The sequence below is a fragment of the Actinocorallia sp. B10E7 genome (assembly GCF_039871655.1).
In the GTDB taxonomy this organism is placed as follows: domain Bacteria; phylum Actinomycetota; class Actinomycetes; order Streptosporangiales; family Streptosporangiaceae; genus Actinocorallia.
In genome coordinates this window covers 1-15,961 of sequence record NZ_JBDPLZ010000002.1, presented here as the reverse complement: position 1 = coordinate 15,961, position 15,961 = coordinate 1, and the positions used below count along the sequence as shown (strand labels likewise).

Annotated in this window: 14 protein-coding genes and 1 pseudogene; 7 read left to right on the top strand and 8 right to left on the bottom strand. The window is 71.8% G+C overall.

Annotated elements, in window-relative coordinates; genetic code table 11:
- Nucleotides 1-16: 16 nt before the first annotated feature.
- The 5 genes from ABGB12_RS05125 to ABGB12_RS05105 form a co-directional block, all read right to left on the bottom strand.
- Complete coding sequence (locus ABGB12_RS05125; protein WP_347675082.1) at nucleotides 17-1,639, bottom strand: helix-turn-helix domain-containing protein; 1,623 nt, start codon at nucleotides 1,637-1,639, stop codon at nucleotides 17-19.
- A gap of 33 nt (nucleotides 1,640-1,672) precedes the next feature.
- Complete coding sequence (gene menC, locus ABGB12_RS05120) at nucleotides 1,673-2,776, bottom strand: o-succinylbenzoate synthase (RefSeq protein ID WP_347675080.1); 1,104 nt, start codon at nucleotides 2,774-2,776, stop codon at nucleotides 1,673-1,675.
- Nucleotides 2,773-3,570 (bottom strand): GNAT family N-acetyltransferase, encoded by a 798-nt coding sequence (locus ABGB12_RS05115; RefSeq protein ID WP_347675078.1) that lies wholly within the window; start codon nucleotides 3,568-3,570, stop codon nucleotides 2,773-2,775. Before ABGB12_RS05115 ends, menC begins: the two co-directional genes overlap by 4 nt.
- 91 nt (nucleotides 3,571-3,661) lie before the next feature.
- The gene (locus tag ABGB12_RS05110) at nucleotides 3,662-4,753 is read right to left on the bottom strand and encodes a M20 family metallopeptidase (protein WP_347675076.1); all 1,092 of its coding nucleotides are present in this window, start codon (nucleotides 4,751-4,753) and stop codon (nucleotides 3,662-3,664) included.
- Nucleotides 4,743-6,068, bottom strand: coding sequence for a serine hydrolase domain-containing protein (locus tag ABGB12_RS05105; RefSeq protein ID WP_347675074.1), 1,326 nt, complete (start codon nucleotides 6,066-6,068; stop codon nucleotides 4,743-4,745). Before ABGB12_RS05105 ends, ABGB12_RS05110 begins: the two co-directional genes overlap by 11 nt.
- A 141-nt stretch (nucleotides 6,069-6,209) precedes the next feature.
- Here ABGB12_RS05105 and ABGB12_RS05100 point away from each other — a divergent pair, with 141 nt between their 5' ends.
- A complete protein-coding gene (locus tag ABGB12_RS05100; protein ID WP_347675072.1) occupies nucleotides 6,210-7,748 on the top strand; it encodes an amidohydrolase family protein in 1,539 nt (512 codons plus the stop codon).
- Nucleotides 7,749-7,793: 45 nt separating this feature from the next.
- Nucleotides 7,794-8,468 (top strand): uracil-DNA glycosylase, encoded by a 675-nt coding sequence (locus tag ABGB12_RS05095; protein WP_347675070.1) that lies wholly within the window; start codon nucleotides 7,794-7,796, stop codon nucleotides 8,466-8,468.
- 4 nt (nucleotides 8,469-8,472) lie between these two features.
- On the opposite strand, the gene ABGB12_RS05090 is transcribed toward ABGB12_RS05095, so the two are convergent.
- Both ABGB12_RS05090 and ABGB12_RS05085 read right to left on the bottom strand, forming a co-directional pair.
- The gene (locus tag ABGB12_RS05090; RefSeq protein WP_347675068.1) at nucleotides 8,473-9,930 is read right to left on the bottom strand and encodes a wax ester/triacylglycerol synthase family O-acyltransferase; all 1,458 of its coding nucleotides are present in this window, start codon (nucleotides 9,928-9,930) and stop codon (nucleotides 8,473-8,475) included.
- A gap of 193 nt (nucleotides 9,931-10,123) precedes the next feature.
- Nucleotides 10,124-10,876, bottom strand: coding sequence for an iron-containing redox enzyme family protein (locus tag ABGB12_RS05085; RefSeq protein ID WP_347675066.1), 753 nt, complete (start codon nucleotides 10,874-10,876; stop codon nucleotides 10,124-10,126).
- 218 nt (nucleotides 10,877-11,094) lie between these two features.
- Between ABGB12_RS05085 and ABGB12_RS05080 the strand changes: the two genes are divergently transcribed.
- The 4 genes from ABGB12_RS05080 (at nucleotide 11,095) to ABGB12_RS05065 (ending at nucleotide 15,165) form a co-directional block, all read left to right on the top strand.
- Nucleotides 11,095-12,450 (top strand): hypothetical protein, encoded by a 1,356-nt coding sequence (locus ABGB12_RS05080; RefSeq protein ID WP_347675064.1) that lies wholly within the window; start codon nucleotides 11,095-11,097, stop codon nucleotides 12,448-12,450.
- Nucleotides 12,451-12,531: 81 nt separating this feature from the next.
- A complete protein-coding gene (locus ABGB12_RS05075; protein ID WP_347675062.1) occupies nucleotides 12,532-13,308 on the top strand; it encodes a lysophospholipid acyltransferase family protein in 777 nt (258 codons plus the stop codon).
- 57 nt (nucleotides 13,309-13,365) lie between these two features.
- A complete protein-coding gene (locus tag ABGB12_RS05070) occupies nucleotides 13,366-14,541 on the top strand; it encodes an aminotransferase class I/II-fold pyridoxal phosphate-dependent enzyme (RefSeq protein WP_347675060.1) in 1,176 nt (391 codons plus the stop codon).
- Between the two features lie 141 nt (nucleotides 14,542-14,682).
- Nucleotides 14,683-15,165, top strand: coding sequence for an FBP domain-containing protein (locus ABGB12_RS05065; protein WP_347675058.1), 483 nt, complete (start codon nucleotides 14,683-14,685; stop codon nucleotides 15,163-15,165).
- A 125-nt stretch (nucleotides 15,166-15,290) separates the two neighbouring features.
- On the opposite strand, the gene ABGB12_RS05060 is transcribed toward ABGB12_RS05065, so the two are convergent.
- Nucleotides 15,291-15,761 carry an ATP-binding protein gene (locus ABGB12_RS05060; RefSeq protein ID WP_347675056.1) on the bottom strand — a complete coding sequence of 157 codons (471 nt, stop codon included), beginning with the start codon at nucleotides 15,759-15,761 and terminating at the stop codon, nucleotides 15,291-15,293.
- An 82-nt stretch (nucleotides 15,762-15,843) separates the two neighbouring features.
- Between ABGB12_RS05060 and ABGB12_RS05055 the strand changes: the two are divergent.
- Nucleotides 15,844-15,961 (top strand): annotated as a pseudogene (locus ABGB12_RS05055) (IS5/IS1182 family transposase); the annotation flags it as partial.

Here is a 15,961-nt window from a genome sequence, read left to right as displayed (position 1 = left end):
GGCCGGAGGAGATCCTTTACATTCGCGAACGCCGGCGCGGCTGGTCATCGTCGAATCCTCCAAGCCGGGGACGTTCGACTGTCGAGCCGTACAACTTGAGCTGGAGCATCATCGCCAGCCGCGCGTCGTGGTCGCCCAGGTCCAGTCCGGCGATCTCGCACAGCCGCCGCAGCCGGTACCGGAAGGTGTTGGGGTGCACCTGGACCGCCGCCGCGGCCTCGTTGATGTTGCCGAAGGCCTCCAGGTAGGCGGCGAGGGTGGGCAGCAGGTCGGAGCCGTGGTCGCGGTCGTGGTCGGCGAGCCGCTCGTAGGGCCCGGACGGCGGCTGGTCCTGGCGGGCCACCAGGTCGCCCAGCTGCAGCAGCAGCGACTCGAAGTGCACGTCGCGGAAGTCGACCGCGGTCCCGCTGGCGCCCCTGGCCTGGAGCACCCGCAGCGCGCGGTCCGCGTCGGCGCGGGAGCGGGCGATCTCGGTGATCGATCCGGCCAGCCTGCCGATGCCGATGTTGGCCGAGTGCCGGCCGCCGACGCGGGCCAGGAAGTCCTCGGCGACCTGCCGGGCGCGGGAGCGGCTGCCGGTCAGCGGCAGCACCGCGTAGGCGACCCCGCCGACCAGGGCCGCCGCCGCGCGGGGGTGGATCGCCCCGATGTGCAGGGCGAGCGCGTCGCAGAACCGCTGCCGTTCGCTCTCCACCCGCGCGTTCTGGCCTTCGGCGGGGCCGCTGAGCCGGGCGGCCAGCACGCACACCCGGTTGGTGGCCAGGTCGAGCCGGGCCGCGGCCTCGGCCGCCTGCTCGCCCCCGGCCAGGACGGTGGCGAGCAGTTCGGTGCGCAGCCTGCGCTGGGCGTCGGCTCCGGCCCGCTGGCGCAGCAGGTGCAGGGCGACGATCTTCGCGGCGTCGGCGAAGGCCGCCTTGCGCTGCTCGCCGAGCGGTTCGCGGACCGTCGCCCACAGCGAGCCGAGGATCTCGTCGCCGGCCCGGACCGCGATCGCCACCCGGGGCAGCATGCCCTCCACGTCCAGGTAGAGGGGCTCACGGCTCTGGTAGAGCCGCCGGAAGAACCCCATCTCCTCGTACAGCCTGACGAACCGCTCCGGGACCTGCCGGCCGAGAATGGTCTCGACCCGGAACTCGTCGGCCTCCTCCTGGCGCACCGAGTAGGCCAGCACCCTGGACGAGCGGTCCTCGATGGTGACGGGGGCGTCGAGCAGCGCGCAGACGGCGTTGGCGACGGCGAACAGGTCGGCCTCGCTCTCGGTGTCGCCGATCTCGCCCTCCGACAGCAGCGAGCGCAGCAGCGCGGCGAGCTGCGCCCAGGACGCGGCGCGGGTGAGGCCCAGCAGCGCCACCCCGCTCTGGCGGACCCGTGCGCGCAGCGCGGGGCCCGGGGTGCCCAGCGCCTTGACCACCAGCCCCGCGGCGCCCCGCTCGCCGAGCTCGCCGAGCAGCCGGCCGATGCGCTCCTCGCCCTCGACGCCGACGCCCAGCAGCAGCCCTCCGGGCGCGACCAGGAGCTCGTCGAGGGGGTCGTAGATGTGCACCCCTGTGACCTCGGTGTCCCCCTCGTCCGGGAGGGCGGCGGCGCCCAGGACGGTGGAGCCCAGATCCTCCAGAACACGCTTCAACCCGGTCGCCATGAGGCCACCGTACGACTCTCGACCTTTCTCGTATTACGCGGGGATATGAGTCGGTATGTATTCCTTTCTCAGGGTGAACTCCCGCAGCCGGCCCGCGTCCGGGACCACCCCCAGCCCCGGCCCCTCCGGCACCCGCAGATGCCCGTCCTCCAGCACGAAGGGCTCGGTGACGTCCTCGCGGTAGTAGCGGCCCGAGGCCGAGGTGTCGCCCGGCAGGGTGAAGTTCGGCAGCGCCGCCAGCGCCACGTTCGCGGCCCGGCCGACGCCCGTCTCCAGCATCCCGCCGCACCACACCGGGACGCCGTGCGCCGCGCACACGTCATGGACGCGACGGGCCTCCAGGAAGCCGCCGACCCGCCCCGGCTTGACGTTCACGATGGACGCCGCGCCCCGGGTGACGGCGTCGACCGCGATCCGCGCGGAGGTGATGGACTCGTCCAGGCAGACCGGGGTGCGGATGCGGCGGGCGAGTTCGGCGTGCCCGGCCAGGTCGTCCTCGGGCAGCGGCTGCTCGATCAGCAGCAGCTCGAACGGGTCGAGCCGGGCCAGCCGGGAGGCGTCCCGCAGGGTGTAGGCGGTGTTGGCGTCGACCTGCAGCAGGACGTCGGGGAAACGTTCGCGGACGGCGCGCACCGGCTCGACGTCCCAGCCCGGCTCGATCTTCAGCTTGATCCGCAGGTAGCCCTCGGCGACATAACCCTCCACGGCGTCCAGCAGCCGGGGAAGGGAGTCCATGATGCCGACGGACACCCCGGCGGGGACCGCGGGGCGCACCGCGCCGAGGAACTCGCCGAACGACATCCCCCTGGCCCTCAACCAGGCGTCCAGGATCGCCGCCTCCAGCGCGGCCTTGGCCATCGGGTGCCCGTGGACCGGGCGGAACGCCTGCTCGGTCAGCCAGGGGTCGGGGTGGGCCAGCGGCAGCAGGAAGTCCTTGATCACCTGGGCGGCGCCGTTCACGTACTCCGAGGAGTAGACGGGCTCGCGCATCGCCACGCACTCGCCCCAGCCCTCGCCCTCGGAGGTGAGCACCCGCACGAGCAGGATCTCCCGGTCGGTCTCGGTGCCGAAGGACGTGCGGAACGGGGAGACCAGCGGCAGCCCCACCCACCGCAGTTCCACGCCTTCGATCCTCAAAGAGTGCCTCCTTCTGGCCTTTCGAGCACGTAGTAGCCGTCGGTGGTGATCCCGGTGACGCGCATTCCCGCGTCCATCGCCGGGGCGAGCGCCTCGCGGACGGCGAAGCGCAACCGCGCGGTCGTCTCCGGATGCCTGGCCCTGAGCCCCTCCACGTCCCGCGGGACGGACACCAGCAGCCTCCCGGCCGAGGCGGGGCCGGCGGGGTGCTCCTCCCCCGGCGCCAGCAGGACGACCGCGCCCTCCTCGACCAGTTCCCCCGACGTCCCCGGCGGCGGCGTCACGGGTGCGCGGAGGTCCCAGACCACGTACAGCCGGTCCGAGGGCGAGGCGTCGTTCAGCTCGTCCTTCATCATCCCGTAGAAGTCGGGCAGGTACCGGGTGGGCGTCGCGCCGAGCACATGCATGTTGAAGTACGCGTTGCGGCGGATGAGCGGGTCGAACGTCCACACCACGGTGCCGATGCCCCGTTCCAGCGACCAGTCCCTTTGGTGGAACTTCAGCATCCGGCCCACCCCGGCCCCGCGCGTCCCGGGGGCCACTCCGGTGACGTGGGAGTGCAGTTCTCCCTTGGCGGTGAGGAAGCCCGCGGAGGCCCCCACCATCTCCCCGCCCCGGTAGGCCGCGGCCACGTAGTTGCCCGAATGCGCCAGGGCCCGGAGCAGGCCCGCCTCCATCAGAGGCTCACCCCAGATCCGTTCGAACAGCGCGGACACCTGGTGATGCGCCGCCGCTCCGGGGGAATCGTCCACTTCCACGACTTCGATCTGGTCGTCTCCGCTGCGCTCGCTCACAGGGATCAGCCTGCCCACGGCGGCCCCCGGCACTCATCGTCAGAGTTCCCCAACCGGGGCGCGGGTTTCGTGTGATCGGCCAGTGGACGGCTCAGCGCAGCCTGGTCAGCAGCTCCGCCAGCAGCGCCGCGCGCTCCGGCAGGCGGCGCAGGTCCACCCACTCGTCCTCGCTGTGCGCGCCGCCACCGACCGCGCCCAGACCGTCCAGGGTGGGGACGCCCAGCGCGGCGGTGAGGTTGCCGTCCGAGCCGCCGCCGACCGCCGCCTCGCGCAGCGGCGGCAGGCCCAGCTCGGCGGCGATAGTGACGGCCCGCTGGTACAGGCCGAACGAGGCCGAACGTTGGAGCGGTCCACGCCGAGGCCCCTCCCGCACGGTCAGGCTCGCGCCCGGCAGGACCGGGCGGCGGGTGCGCATCCAGTGGTCGACGCGGTCGAGCTCGGCCCGGTCGAAGGCCCGGACGTCCACCGCGAGCCGGGCCGTGTCCGGGACGGTGTTGACGGTCGTGCCCGCCGAGGCCACCGAGGGGGTCACCGTGGTGCCGCGCTCCGGGGCGGCCAGCGCGGAGACCGCCAGGACCTGGTGCGCCAGCTCGATGGCGGCGTTGACGCCCATCTGCGGGTCGAGGCCGGTGTGCGCGGCCCGGCCCGTGATCTCCAGCTCGTAGCGGGCCAGGCCCTTGCGGGAGGTCTTGAGCGCTCCGTCCGCGCTGGGCTCGGCGACCAGGACCGCGGTCGCCGACCGCGCGGTCTCCTCGATCAGCTCGCGGGACGTGGCCGAACCGGTCTCCTCGTCGGAGGTGACCAGCAGGCCGACCCCCTCCAGGCCCCCGGTCCGCGCGACCAGGGACAGCGCGTGGAAGGCCTGCACCAGCCCGGCCTTCATGTCGAAGCAGCCGGGGCCGGTAGCCCGGTGCCCGCTGACCGTGAACGGCCTGCGGGCCAGCGTCCCCACCGGCCAGACCGTGTCGTAGTGGCCCAGCAGCAGGACGTCCGGGCGTTCCGGACCCCAGCGCAGATGTTCCCCGTGTTCGACGGGGGCGCGGCCCAGCAGCCGCTCCCCCAGCGCGGCGACCTCCGCACGGCAGCGGGCCAGCGCGCCGGGCACCCCGCTGGGCGATTCGGCGGACACCAGGGCTTCCAGGTCGGCCGTCATCGCAGCCCGGTCGAAACGGTCAGGAGACACGCGGGTTGGTCCTCGCACTGAAGTGGACATGCGGTGTGCCGTCCGGCAACTCATAGAACACGAACGGAACCTTCGCCGGGTTGTCACCGGCGACGCCGACGAACGTCGTCTCATCCACCGGCAGCAGTTCCAGCTCCAGCGGCGGGCCGAGTTCGGCCAGGCCCGGCGTGGTCACCTCCACCCGCGCGTGCAGCCCTCCGTCCTTCTCGCTGATGGTCGTCCGTACGTGCTTGCGCTCGTACAGGCCCGCGTAGCGGGCGGTGTCGACGGCGACGGGCCCGGAGGCCGGCTCCGGCACGGAACGCACGGTGAGGCTCGCGAGCCCGGCGAACAACTCGCGGGAGAGGTCGTTGCGCAGCGCGCTGTCGTGGCCGCCGTTGGTCAGCAGCGCCGCCACGATCCCGCGGTCGGGCACCACCCACAGGGCGGCCTGCTGGCCGATGGTGCTGCCCGAGTGCCACAGCACCGAGGTGCCGTCCCAGGTGTCGAGGATCCAGCCCAGGCCCCAGGCCTCGCCGAGGCCGTGCTTGTTGGGCACCTCCACCTGCGGGGTGCGCATGGCCGCCCGGGATGCGTCCGTCAGCAGGGACGCGTCCAGGTGCGCCAGCCCGAAGCGGACGACGTCGGCGGCGGACGCGCAGATCAGGCCCGCCGGGCCGATGGGGCGCATCAGCCCCCAGGTGGGCGTCGGCCGGATCTCCTCGCCCGCGCCCAGGTGCCCCACGGCCGCGCGGTGCAGGAGGGCCTCCTCCGGCAGCGTCACGGTGTGCGTGAGGCCGAGCGGCTCCACGATCATCTCGCGGAGGGCCGCGTCCCAGACCTCGCCGGTGAGCCTTTCGACGACCCGCCCGAGCACCGAGTAGCCGGCGTTGACGTAGGACTGCGTCGCGCCGGGCGGGTGGAGCTGGACGAGGTCGGCGCAGGCCGCGACGTACTTCTCCAGGCAGTCGTCGCCGCGCCCGGTGTCGAGGAAGAGGTCGCCGTCGATGCCCGAGGTGTGGGTGAGCAGGTGCCGGACCGTCACCGAGCGCGTCACGTCCGGGTCGGCCACCGCGAACTCCGGCAGCAGTTCGCGCACCGGGGCGTCCAGGGTGAGCCCGCCCCGCTCCGCGAGCAGCATGATCTGGGTGGCGGTCCAGATCTTGGTGACCGAGCCGATCTGGAACAGGGAGTCCGGCGTGGCCTCCACCCCCGTCGCCAGGTTCAGCACGCCCGTGGCGTGCTCCGTGAGCGCGCCGTCATGCCAGAACGCCAGCGACGCGCCCGGAACCCCGTGCGCCGCGGCGAGTTCGCCGAGCCGTGCACCCCAGTTCACCAGAACTCCTCTCCGAGCGGCTTAGGAACCCTAACGGGACGGGCGGAGTCCCCTCATCGGGAGAATCCACAATGCTTTCATTCTGTTTTGTCAGGTTTACGGGATGGATGATCAGTGCGGTCTCACTTAGAGTGAACGGCCATGCATGAACTGGTGCTGCGCGGCGGCGAGATCCACGACGGTCTGGGGTCCCCGGCGGTCACCGCCGACGTGGCGGTCGACGGCGGCAGGATCACCGCCGTCGGGCACGGACTCGGCCCGGCCCGGCGCGTCCTGGACGTGAGCGGCCTCGCCGTCGCGCCCGGGTTCGTCGACCCGCACTGCCACTCCGACCTGGTGCCGGCGCTGCCGGAGCCGCAACCGTTCAAACTGCTCCAGGGCGTCACCACCGAGGTCAACGGCAACTGCGGCTTCTCGTTCGGGCCGGTCACCGCCGAACACGTCGAGATCATGTCGGCCTACGCCGGAGCGCCCGTCTCCGCAGGGTCCTTCGCCGAGCATCTGGCCGACATGGAGAAGGCCGGGCCCACCAACCACATGGCCACGCTCGTCGGCCACTCCACCCTCCGCCTCGCCGCGGCCAGCTGGGACGCCGAGCTCCCGCCCGGCGGCCTGGACGAGATGTGCCGTCTGGCCGCCGAGTCGTTCGAGGCCGGAGCCTGCGGGCTGTCCAGCGGCCTGGTCTACCCGCCGGGGTCCTTCGCCGGCACCGACGAACTCGTCGCCCTGGCCAAGGTCGCCCACCGGTACGGCCGCCCGTACACCACGCACCTGCGCGACGAGGGCGCCGGCCTTGCCCAGGCCCTGGACGAGGCCGTCGAGATCGCCCGCCGCGCCAGGGTCCGGCTCCAGGTCTCCCACTGCAAGACGGCCGGGCCGCGCAACCACGGCCGCGCCTCCATGCTGCTGGACAGGCTCCGCGCGGCCCGCGAGGAGGGCATCGACGTGCGCGGCGACCAGTACCCCTATCTCGCCGGCGCCACCACCCTGTCGGCGCTGCTCCCCCCTGCCGCGCTGGAGGGCGGCCCCGAGGCCCTGCGCGCCAGGCTTTCCGACCCCGCGCGCGTCGCGGCCCTGCGCGCCGCAGCCGAGGACCCGGCGCCCCTCACCGGCACCGGCATGTGGCGCGACACCACCCCCGAGGGCGTCCTCGTCGTCACCCACACCGACCCGTCCGCCGTCGGCCGCAGGCTCACCGAGTTCCCCGGCGACCCCTTCGAGACCGCCTGCGCCCTCATCGCGGCCGACCCCGCCGCCTACATGGTCATCACGATGATGGCCGAGCCCGACGTCCGCGCCATCATGGCCGACCCTCTCATCGGCGTCGGTTCCGACAACGGCATGCCCGTGGGCCTGGAACACCCCCGCACCTGGGGCTGCTTCCCCCACTTCCTGGGCGCCTACGTCCGGGACGCGGGCATCGTCGACCTCCCCGAGGCGGTCCGCAAGATGACCTCCGCGAACGCCGTGCCCTTCTCCCTCCACGGGCGGGGCGTCCTCACCGCCGGCGCGTACGCCGACATCACCTGCTTCGACCCGGCCACGGTCGGCCACCCCGGCTCCTACACCTCCCCCGACCTGAGGCCCACCGGCATCCCCTACGTCCTTCTGGAAGGCCACGTGGTCGTCGACGAGGGCGACTTCACCGGGGAACGCCGGGGCAGGGTGCTGCGGTCCTGACGTTTCAGGCACTTCTGTCCCACCTCGCCATTAGGCTCTGACGCCATGGCACGACCGCTGAACGAGATCGTCGAGGCAGGCTGGGCAAGGGCGCTGGAGCCCGTCGCCGGGGACATCGCCGCCATGGGGGACTTCCTGAGGTCCGAGCTCGCGGCGGGGCGCCGCTACCTGCCCGCCGGGCAGAACGTCCTGCGGGCGTTCCAGCAGCCGTTCGACCAGGTGCGGGTGCTGATCGTCGGGCAGGACCCCTACCCGACGCCGGGCCACGCGGTCGGGCTGAGCTTCTCCGTGGCGCCGGACGTGTGGCCGCTGCCGCCCAGCCTGATCAACATCTACACCGAGTACATGCAGGACCTGGGGCTTCCCGGCCCCGCCAACGGGGACCTGACCCGCTGGAGCGAGAACGGGGTGCTGCTGCTCAACAGGTGCCTCACCGTCGCGCCGCGCAAGCCCGCCTCCCACCGGGGCAAGGGCTGGGAGAAGGTCACCGAGCAGGCGATCCGGGCGCTGGCCGCCCGCGGAACGCCGCTGGTGGCGATCCTGTGGGGCCGGGACGCCCAGACGCTGCAGCCGATGCTCGGCGGCTACCCGTGCATCACCTCCGCCCACCCCAGCCCCATGTCCGCCGACCGCGGCTTCTTCGGCTCCCGCCCCTTCAGCCGGGCCAACGCCCACCTGGAGCAGCAGGGCGCGCAGCCGGTGGACTGGAAGCTGCCCTGAGTCCTCAGACCGGGGCCGGGGCCTCCTGGGCGTCGACCATCTTCAGCAGCTCGGTGAGGGACTCGCGCAGGTAGTCGACCAGGTTCCAGGTGTCGGGCACCAGGTCGGGGCAGGCGATGACGCCGACGTCCAGGTTGCCGTCGTAGGAGAAGACGGTGATGTTGACCCCGCCGGTGGCGTCGCTGATGACCGAGGCCGGGTAGTAGGCCAGCACCCGGGCGCCCCTCGCGTACAGCGGCTGCTGCGGGCCCGGCACGTTGGAGACCAGCAGGTTCACCGGGTTGAGGGCCGGCGCGACCTGCATGGCCAGCCGGGTGGCCAGCCCCGCGAGGGCCGGCGGCATCAGCGCGCTGACCTCCTCGAACCAGCTGCCGCGCGAGACCGCGAACCGGCGCTTGACGTTCACCATCGCGTCCCGCACCGCCAGGAAGCGCTCGGCGGGGTCGGCGATGTGGACGGGCAGCGGCGCGAACATCGCCGACAGCGCGTTCCCGTCGCCGCACTCGGCGCGGCGCCGCATCGAGACCGGGACGCAGGCGATGAGCGGCCGGTCGGGCAGCGCGTCGTGGTCGATCAGCCATTGGCGCAGCGCCCCCGTGCACATCGCCATCACCACGTCGTTGACGCTGACGCCCAGGGCGCGGCGGACCTTCTTCACGTCCTCCAGCGGCAGGGAGCCGAACGCGAAGGCGCGGTGCTGGGAGATGGGCGCGTTGAACGGCGTGCGCGGCGGCAGGCTCTGCGGCTGGGAGGGGTCCGGCTGCCGGTGCCCCAGCACCGACCGCACCGCCCTGGACACCTCGCGGACGCCGGGCAGCCCTCCGACGACGGGCAGCTGGTCGAGGTGGCCCGCGGTCCGCACGAGCGCCTCGGTGGAGCGGACGGGATGGAGGGCGAAGCGGGTGACGCTCCTGGTGAGCATCGGCAGCAGTTCGGGCCGCGTCTCCCTCTCCTGCGCGGGCACGGGCGGCGAGGCCGCCTCCGGCTGCAGGTCGAGCAGGGCCGCGAGCAGTTCGGCGGCGAGCACCCCGTCGACGCACGCGTGGTGGACCTTGGCGTAGATCGCGGCGCGGCCCCCCGCCAGCCCCTGGATGAGGAAGAGCTCCCACAGCGGGCGCCGCCGGTCCAGGGGGCGTTCGTGGATGCGCGCCACCTCGGCGCCGAGCTGCAGGTCGTCCCCCGGCGAGGGCAGCGCCACCTCGTGGACGTGCCGGTCGGGGTCGAAGCGCGGATCGTCCTCCCAGTAGGGGCGGTCGAGCCGGAACGGCACGTCCACGAGCCTGCGCCGCAGCGGCTTGGCCAGATGGGCGCGTTCCCGGATGAGGTCCACCATGTCACCCCGGGTGAGCCTGCCGTCGGTGCACAGCGTGGTGTCGAGAATGGCGAGCCCCCCGATGTGCGAGAGGGTGCGCCGCGACTCGATGTCGAGGAAATTGGTGTCCACCGCGGTCAATTGGCCCATCGGTTCACGTCCCGTTCGCTCTTGGTAGCCCTGCGTCCCACCCCTACAGCTATGCCGTGAAGGTACGGCCGTCAACAGAGGTCAACGATTAATAACAATGACTTAACCGAGGTTTCCTCGGAAGCATGGACTCAAACGCGAGACCGCGTCCTCTCCGGTCGGAGGACGCGGTCTCGGCTCGCGGTGCCGGCCTTCAGCCGAGGCAGGCGTCGAAGCCCCGCCTGAACAGCTCCAGCGACCGCTTCACCGCCTCCTTGACGGCGGCGCGGTCGTCCGCGTCGCGGACGGTGAGCTTGATCAGCTCGAGTGCCTCGCGGGGGTGCGCGTCGTCGTACTCGACGTGCTCGGCGAGCCACATCAGCGAGTACTTGTCCTCGCCGAAGCGCTCGCGGAAGGCGGGCATGACGAGCCGGGTCCAGTCCCCGGTCGTGCCCTCGATGGCGTAGTTGACGGCGCCGAACGCCTCGGCCACCGAGCCCCGGTAGGAGACCGACCACAGGAACTCGTACAGGGAGGCGACCTCGGGGCTGGGCCGGTGGTCGATGATCTGATCCTCGGTGAGGCCCAGCCCGACGCCCCAGTCGATGAACCACTGGGCGTGCAGGGCCTCGGTGCGGATGTTGCCGATGAGCCAGTCGCGGGCGAGCAGGTCGCCCGGGGCCTTGCCGTAGGTGGTGCGGCCCAGGTAGACGCCCATGTACTTGGGGAAGGCCTCGACGACGCAGAAGAACTCGAGGACGATCCGCCGCCAGATCTCGTCGTCGACGCCGTCGGCGGCGGTCCTGGCGAAGACGGAGCTGGCGGTCACCGCGTCCCACTGCGGCTTCAGCTCGCCGAGCATGTCCTCGACCCACGCGGGATGCGGGGTCTCGGAGAGTTCGCGTTTGACGGTGCGGTGGTGCTGGGTCCTGGACGGTGGCCTGGAGCGTTCCGTTGCGGTGGTCACTTCGCAGGATCTCCCTCCGTGAGAAGTGGTGCCAACTATCGGCCCCTAGGCCATTGATGTAAATGCTTGTCTTGCCTTACCCGGTTACGGCCGGTCCGTAATTTACAAATAGGACATATACTCCCCTGGTGAAACTTTCTGACCATGCTGACAATTGCAACTTCCGCTACTTTCGGCCCTTATAGCGCTCAACATCAAGAAACTTGGAGGAATCCTCCTTGCCCCGGCGCAAGCACGCGGTGGTCGTCGGAGGGAGCCTCGCCGGCCTGCTCTCCGCGCGAGTGCTCCTCGACCACTTCGAACAGGTGACCCTGCTGGAACGAGACGGCTTCCCCGACGACCCGGTACCCCGCTCCGGCGTCCCCCAGGGCAGGCACCTGCACGTGCTGTGGGAGCACGGGCGCGGCCTGATCGACGGGCTGCTCCCCGGCGTCGAGGCCGACCTGCTCGCCCAGGGCGCACCCGACCTGCGACTGCCCGCCGACTTCCTGTGGCTGACCTCCGGCGGCTGGCGGCGGCGCTTCGACACCACCCGGATGCTCACCTTCACCCGCGGGCTCCTCGACTGGGCGGTCCGCCGCCGGCTGTTCGCCGAGCCGCGGCTCGCCGTCCGCACCGGCATCGAGGTCACCGGGCTCACCGGCGACGAGGCGGTCACCGGGGTGCGGTACCGGGAACGCGGCGACGCGGCGCGGACCGAGGAGCGCATGCCGGCCGACCTGGTGGTGGACGCGACCGGCCGGGGCTCGCACGCGCCGGAATGGCTGACCGAACTCGGCCGCCCGCTGCCCCGCGAGACGAAGATCGATCCGCTGCTGGGGTACGCCAGCCGCTACTACGCCATCCCGCCCGGCTTCGACCCCGGCTGGAAGGCGCTGTACATCCAGGCCGGCCCGCCGCGGGGCAAGCGCACCGGCGGGCTGTTCCCGCAGGAGGGCGGCCGGTGGATCTGCAGCCTGAGCGGAGCCGGCGGCGACTACCCCCCGACCGACGACGAGGGCTACCTGGAGTACGCGCGGGGGCTGCGCGACCCCGTCCTGTACGAGGCCATCAAGGACGCCGAGCCGCTGACGCCCGTCGTGTCCTTCCGCCGCACCGCCAACCACCGCCGGCACTACGACCGGATCCGCTCCTGGCCCGCGGGCTTCGCCGCGATCGGCGACTCCGTCTGCGCCTTCAACCCGATCTACGGGCAGGGCATCACCGTCGCCGCGATCAGCGCCCTGGAACTCGACCGCATGCTGCGGGAGGACCGCACCACCCGCTGGTTCCAGAAGCGGGCGAAGCGGGCCGGCGCGGGCGCCTGGCTGATCTCCACCGGGGAGGACCGCCGCTACGCCGAGACGCAGGGCCCGCCCGTCCTCCCGCACACGCGCGTCATCAACGCCTACGTCGATCTCGCCGTGCGGGCCGCGAACACCGACCCCGACGGCTGCGCCGACATGCTGGACGTCCTGGCCCTCGCCAAGTCGCCCACCTCGTTGTTCCGCCCCGCCGCGCTCTCCCGGATCCTGACCAACCGCACGAGACCGCCCGTCGACCGGCCGTGGCAGCCCGAACACGCTTCAAGGTGAGATTCCCCCAAAAAGTCGGCGACTCACTTGTAGCGGGAGCTCATTTCGGGGGTCACGAGTTCGTAGGTTAGGTTCTCAGGCATGAGCGAGTTCGTGTATCCCCCTGTGATCGCCGCGGCCAAGACCATGTTCCGGGTGCTCGGGCTGAAGATCAAGATCGAGGGCCACGAGAACATCCCCGCCACCGGCGGGGCCGTGCTCGCCTGCAACCACATCGGCTACCTCGACTTCATCTTCACCGGTCTGGGCGCCCACCCGGCCAAGCGGCTGGTGCGCTTCATGGCGAAGAAAGAGGTCTTCGACCACGGGGTCTCCGGTCCGCTCATGCGCGGCATGCACCACATCCCCGTCGACCGGGACAACGGCGCGTCCTCCTACATCGCCGCGCTGAAGGCCCTCAAGGCCGGCGAGGCCGTCGGCGTCTTCCCCGAGGCCACGATCAGCCAGTCCTTCACCGTGAAGGAGATCAAGAGCGGCGCCGTGCGCATGGCCGTGGCCGCGAAGGTCCCGCTGGTCCCGATGGCGGTCTGGGGCACCCAGCGCCTGTGGACCAAGGGCCGCAAGCGCAAGCTCTGGCAGCGCGGCACCCCGGTCCTCATCCTGGTCGGCGAGCCGATGCACCCGACCCGCGCCGACGACTACGAGCAGGTCGCCAAGGAGCTGCGCGACCGCATCCAGGAGCTCGTCGACCGCGCCCAGCGCGAGTACCCCGTCGACGGCACCGGCCAGTGGTGGCAGCCCGCCCACCTCGGCGGCACCGCCCCCACCCCCGAGCAGGCGGCGGCCCTGGACGCGGCCGAGCAGGCCGAGCGCGCGGCCCGGAAGGCGCAACGGGAAGCGAACAAGCCGGAAGAATAGGCCAATTCATACGAATTGGACCTGTTTGTCCAGGTCAGTGCGGCGCAGACTGGAAGCATGACCGACCTTCGCCCGGAGACCCGCGCCGTCCACATCCCCATCATCGAGCCCGACGGCAGCCACCCCCTGGGCATGCCCATCTACCAGGGCCACCTGTTCTCCTTCGACAGCGCCCAGGGCATGGCCGAGGCCTTCGACGGGCCGGGACGGGCGCCGTTCTACAGCCGCCTCGGCAACCCCACCGTGAAGTCGTTCGAAACCGCCATGGCCGACCTCGAAGGCGGCACGGGCGCCCTGGCCACCGCCTCCGGCATGGGCGCCATCAACGCCGTCCTGCACGGCCTGCTGAAGACCGGCGACCACGTCATCGCCCAGAGCTGCCTTTACGGCGGCACCTACGGCTCCTTCCAGACCCTGGCCTCCAAGTGGGGCGTCGAGGTGACCTACGTCTCGGGCCAGGACCCCGCCGAGGTCACCGCCGCCCTCCGCCCGAACACCCGGCTCCTGTACCTGGAGACGATCGCCAACCCCACCACCCGGGTGGCCGACCTCCCCGAGCTGATCGCCGCCGCAGGCCCGGACGTGAAGAAGGTCGTGGACAACACCTTCGCCACCCCGCTGCTGTGCCGCCCCCTGGAGCACGGCGCCGACGTGGTCGTGCACTCCGCCACCAAGTACATCTGCGGCCACGGCGACGCGGTCGCGGGCGTCGCGGTCTTCGCGTCCGAGGACGACCACCGCGCCGTCTGGGGAGAGGCGGTCGAGCTCGGCATGACCCTCGACCCGTTCGCCGCGTTCCTGCTCCTGCGCGGCCTGGCCACCCTGGGCCTGCGCGTGCCCCGCCACTGCGACAACGCCCTCCACCTGGCCAAGGAACTGGCGTCCCACCCGAAGGTCGCGCGCGTCGCCTACCCGTCCCTGCCCGACCACCCCGACCACGAGACGGCCCAGCGCCTCCTCGCCGGAGGCGGCGGCGTGCTCTCCTTCGACCTGCACGGAGGCCGCGACGCCGGCCGCCGCTTCATCGAGTCCACGAAGCTCATCGCCCTGACCGCATCCCTCGGCGAGGCCAAGACCCTGGCCATCCACCCCGCCAGCACCTCCCACCGCATGTACTCCGCCGAGGCCCTGGAGGCCGCGGGCTTCAGCGAGGGCACCGTCCGCCTCGCCGTCGGCATCGAGCACCCCGACGACCTCTGGCAGGACATCGCCCAGGCCCTCGACCGAATCTGACCTCATCCGGCCACGGCCCGTCCACCCTCCGGGACGGGCCGCGGCCGTCGGCCCCTTCCCCTGAGCCGTCCGCGCCTCCACGCTCTGGCCTGGCGGAATAATCACTTGCCCGGATTCCGAGGACGGATAGGTTCCGGGACCATGAGAGCCTTGACCGAGGGTGAGATCCGCGCGTCCTTCATCAACTGCACCAAGGGCGAGGCCCGGCGGCTACCCGTTCCCCGCGGCCTCGCCGAGCGCCCCTGGGACGACCTGGACTTCCTCGGCTGGCGCGACCTCGACGCCCCCGAACGCGCCTACCTCGTCGCCGAGCACGGCGGCCGTCTCGTCGGCGTGGCCCTGCGCCTGACCGCGACGCATCGCGGCATGCGCCGCAGCATGTGCTCCCTGTGCCTGACCACCCACACCGGCGACGGCGTGGCCCTGATGACCGCACGCCGCCCCGGCACGGACGGCGACTCGGTCGGCGGCTACTTCTGCACCGACCTCGCCTGCTCCCTGCACATCCGTACCCACCGCAAACCCTCACCCGACGACCCCTACAGGGACCCCGTGACGGTCGAGCAGAAAATCGACTACACCACCGGCAAACTCAAGGCCTTCCTCGACCAGCTCCAGCCATGACCTCCCGAGAGCCGGGGCCGGTGGTCTTGGAGGTTCGTGGAAGGGAGGTGGTCTCGGTGGTCAGGAAGAGGACCGCGGAGAAGGAGGGGAGGACGGTGAAGACGGTGAGGAGGAGAGCGGCCATGTCAGGCTCCGGTCGGGTGGGGGAGAACGGCCCAGAGGGTTTTGCCGGAGGCGGGGGGCGGGGAGGGGGTTGTGCCGTGGCGGGTTGAGAGGGCGGATATGAGGTAGAGGCCTCGGCCGGTTTCGCTGAGGTCGTCGGGGAGAGACGGGGCGGGCGGGTGGTGGGGGCTGGGGTCGTGGCATTCGAGGCGGATGCCGGTCGGGGTCCAGGCGATGCGGAGGCGGGTGGGATGGCCGGGGGCTACCTGGCAGGCGTTGGCGAAGAGTTCGGCCATCACGGTGAGAGGGGCGTCGGGGTCGCCCTGCCAGTTCCAGACGTCCAGGGCCAGGCGGGTGAGGCGGCGGGCTATGACGGAGCTGTTCTCGTAGGCGCGTAGGTGGAGGACGAAGTCCTGCTCGGAGGGGTGGGGGTCGGCGGGCCGGGAGTTCGGTGGGGTGGCCGGGGTCGGGGTGGGGAGATGCTCGGTTCGCATGGGTCGCCTCCAGGTGACGGGATTCGCTGAGTGCGTGTTTGACAGGTGATCGTGATGGAGCAGTTGGGGTGGGTATGGGTGGTTGGTGCGTACTCCCACCTATCCGTCGGATCTGACCGATGAGCAGTGGGCGTTGATCGAGCCCCTGCTGCCTCCCGAGCACTGGGACGGCCGCAAAGAGGTGCATCCCCGCCGGGACG

Coding starts and splice junctions, on each gene's coding strand:
- ABGB12_RS05125 (WP_347675082.1), bottom strand. CDS start 1,639: ATGGCGACCGGGTTGAAGCGTGTTCTGGAGGATCTGGGCTCCACCGTC.
- ABGB12_RS05100 (WP_347675072.1), top strand. CDS start 6,210: ATGCATGAACTGGTGCTGCGCGGCGGCGAGATCCACGACGGTCTGGGG.
- ABGB12_RS05095 (WP_347675070.1), top strand. CDS start 7,794: ATGGCACGACCGCTGAACGAGATCGTCGAGGCAGGCTGGGCAAGGGCG.
- ABGB12_RS05090 (WP_347675068.1), bottom strand. CDS start 9,930: ATGGGCCAATTGACCGCGGTGGACACCAATTTCCTCGACATCGAGTCG.
- ABGB12_RS05075 (WP_347675062.1), top strand. CDS start 12,532: ATGAGCGAGTTCGTGTATCCCCCTGTGATCGCCGCGGCCAAGACCATG.
- ABGB12_RS05070 (WP_347675060.1), top strand. CDS start 13,366: ATGACCGACCTTCGCCCGGAGACCCGCGCCGTCCACATCCCCATCATC.
- ABGB12_RS05065 (WP_347675058.1), top strand. CDS start 14,683: ATGAGAGCCTTGACCGAGGGTGAGATCCGCGCGTCCTTCATCAACTGC.
- ABGB12_RS05060 (WP_347675056.1), bottom strand. CDS start 15,761: ATGCGAACCGAGCATCTCCCCACCCCGACCCCGGCCACCCCACCGAAC.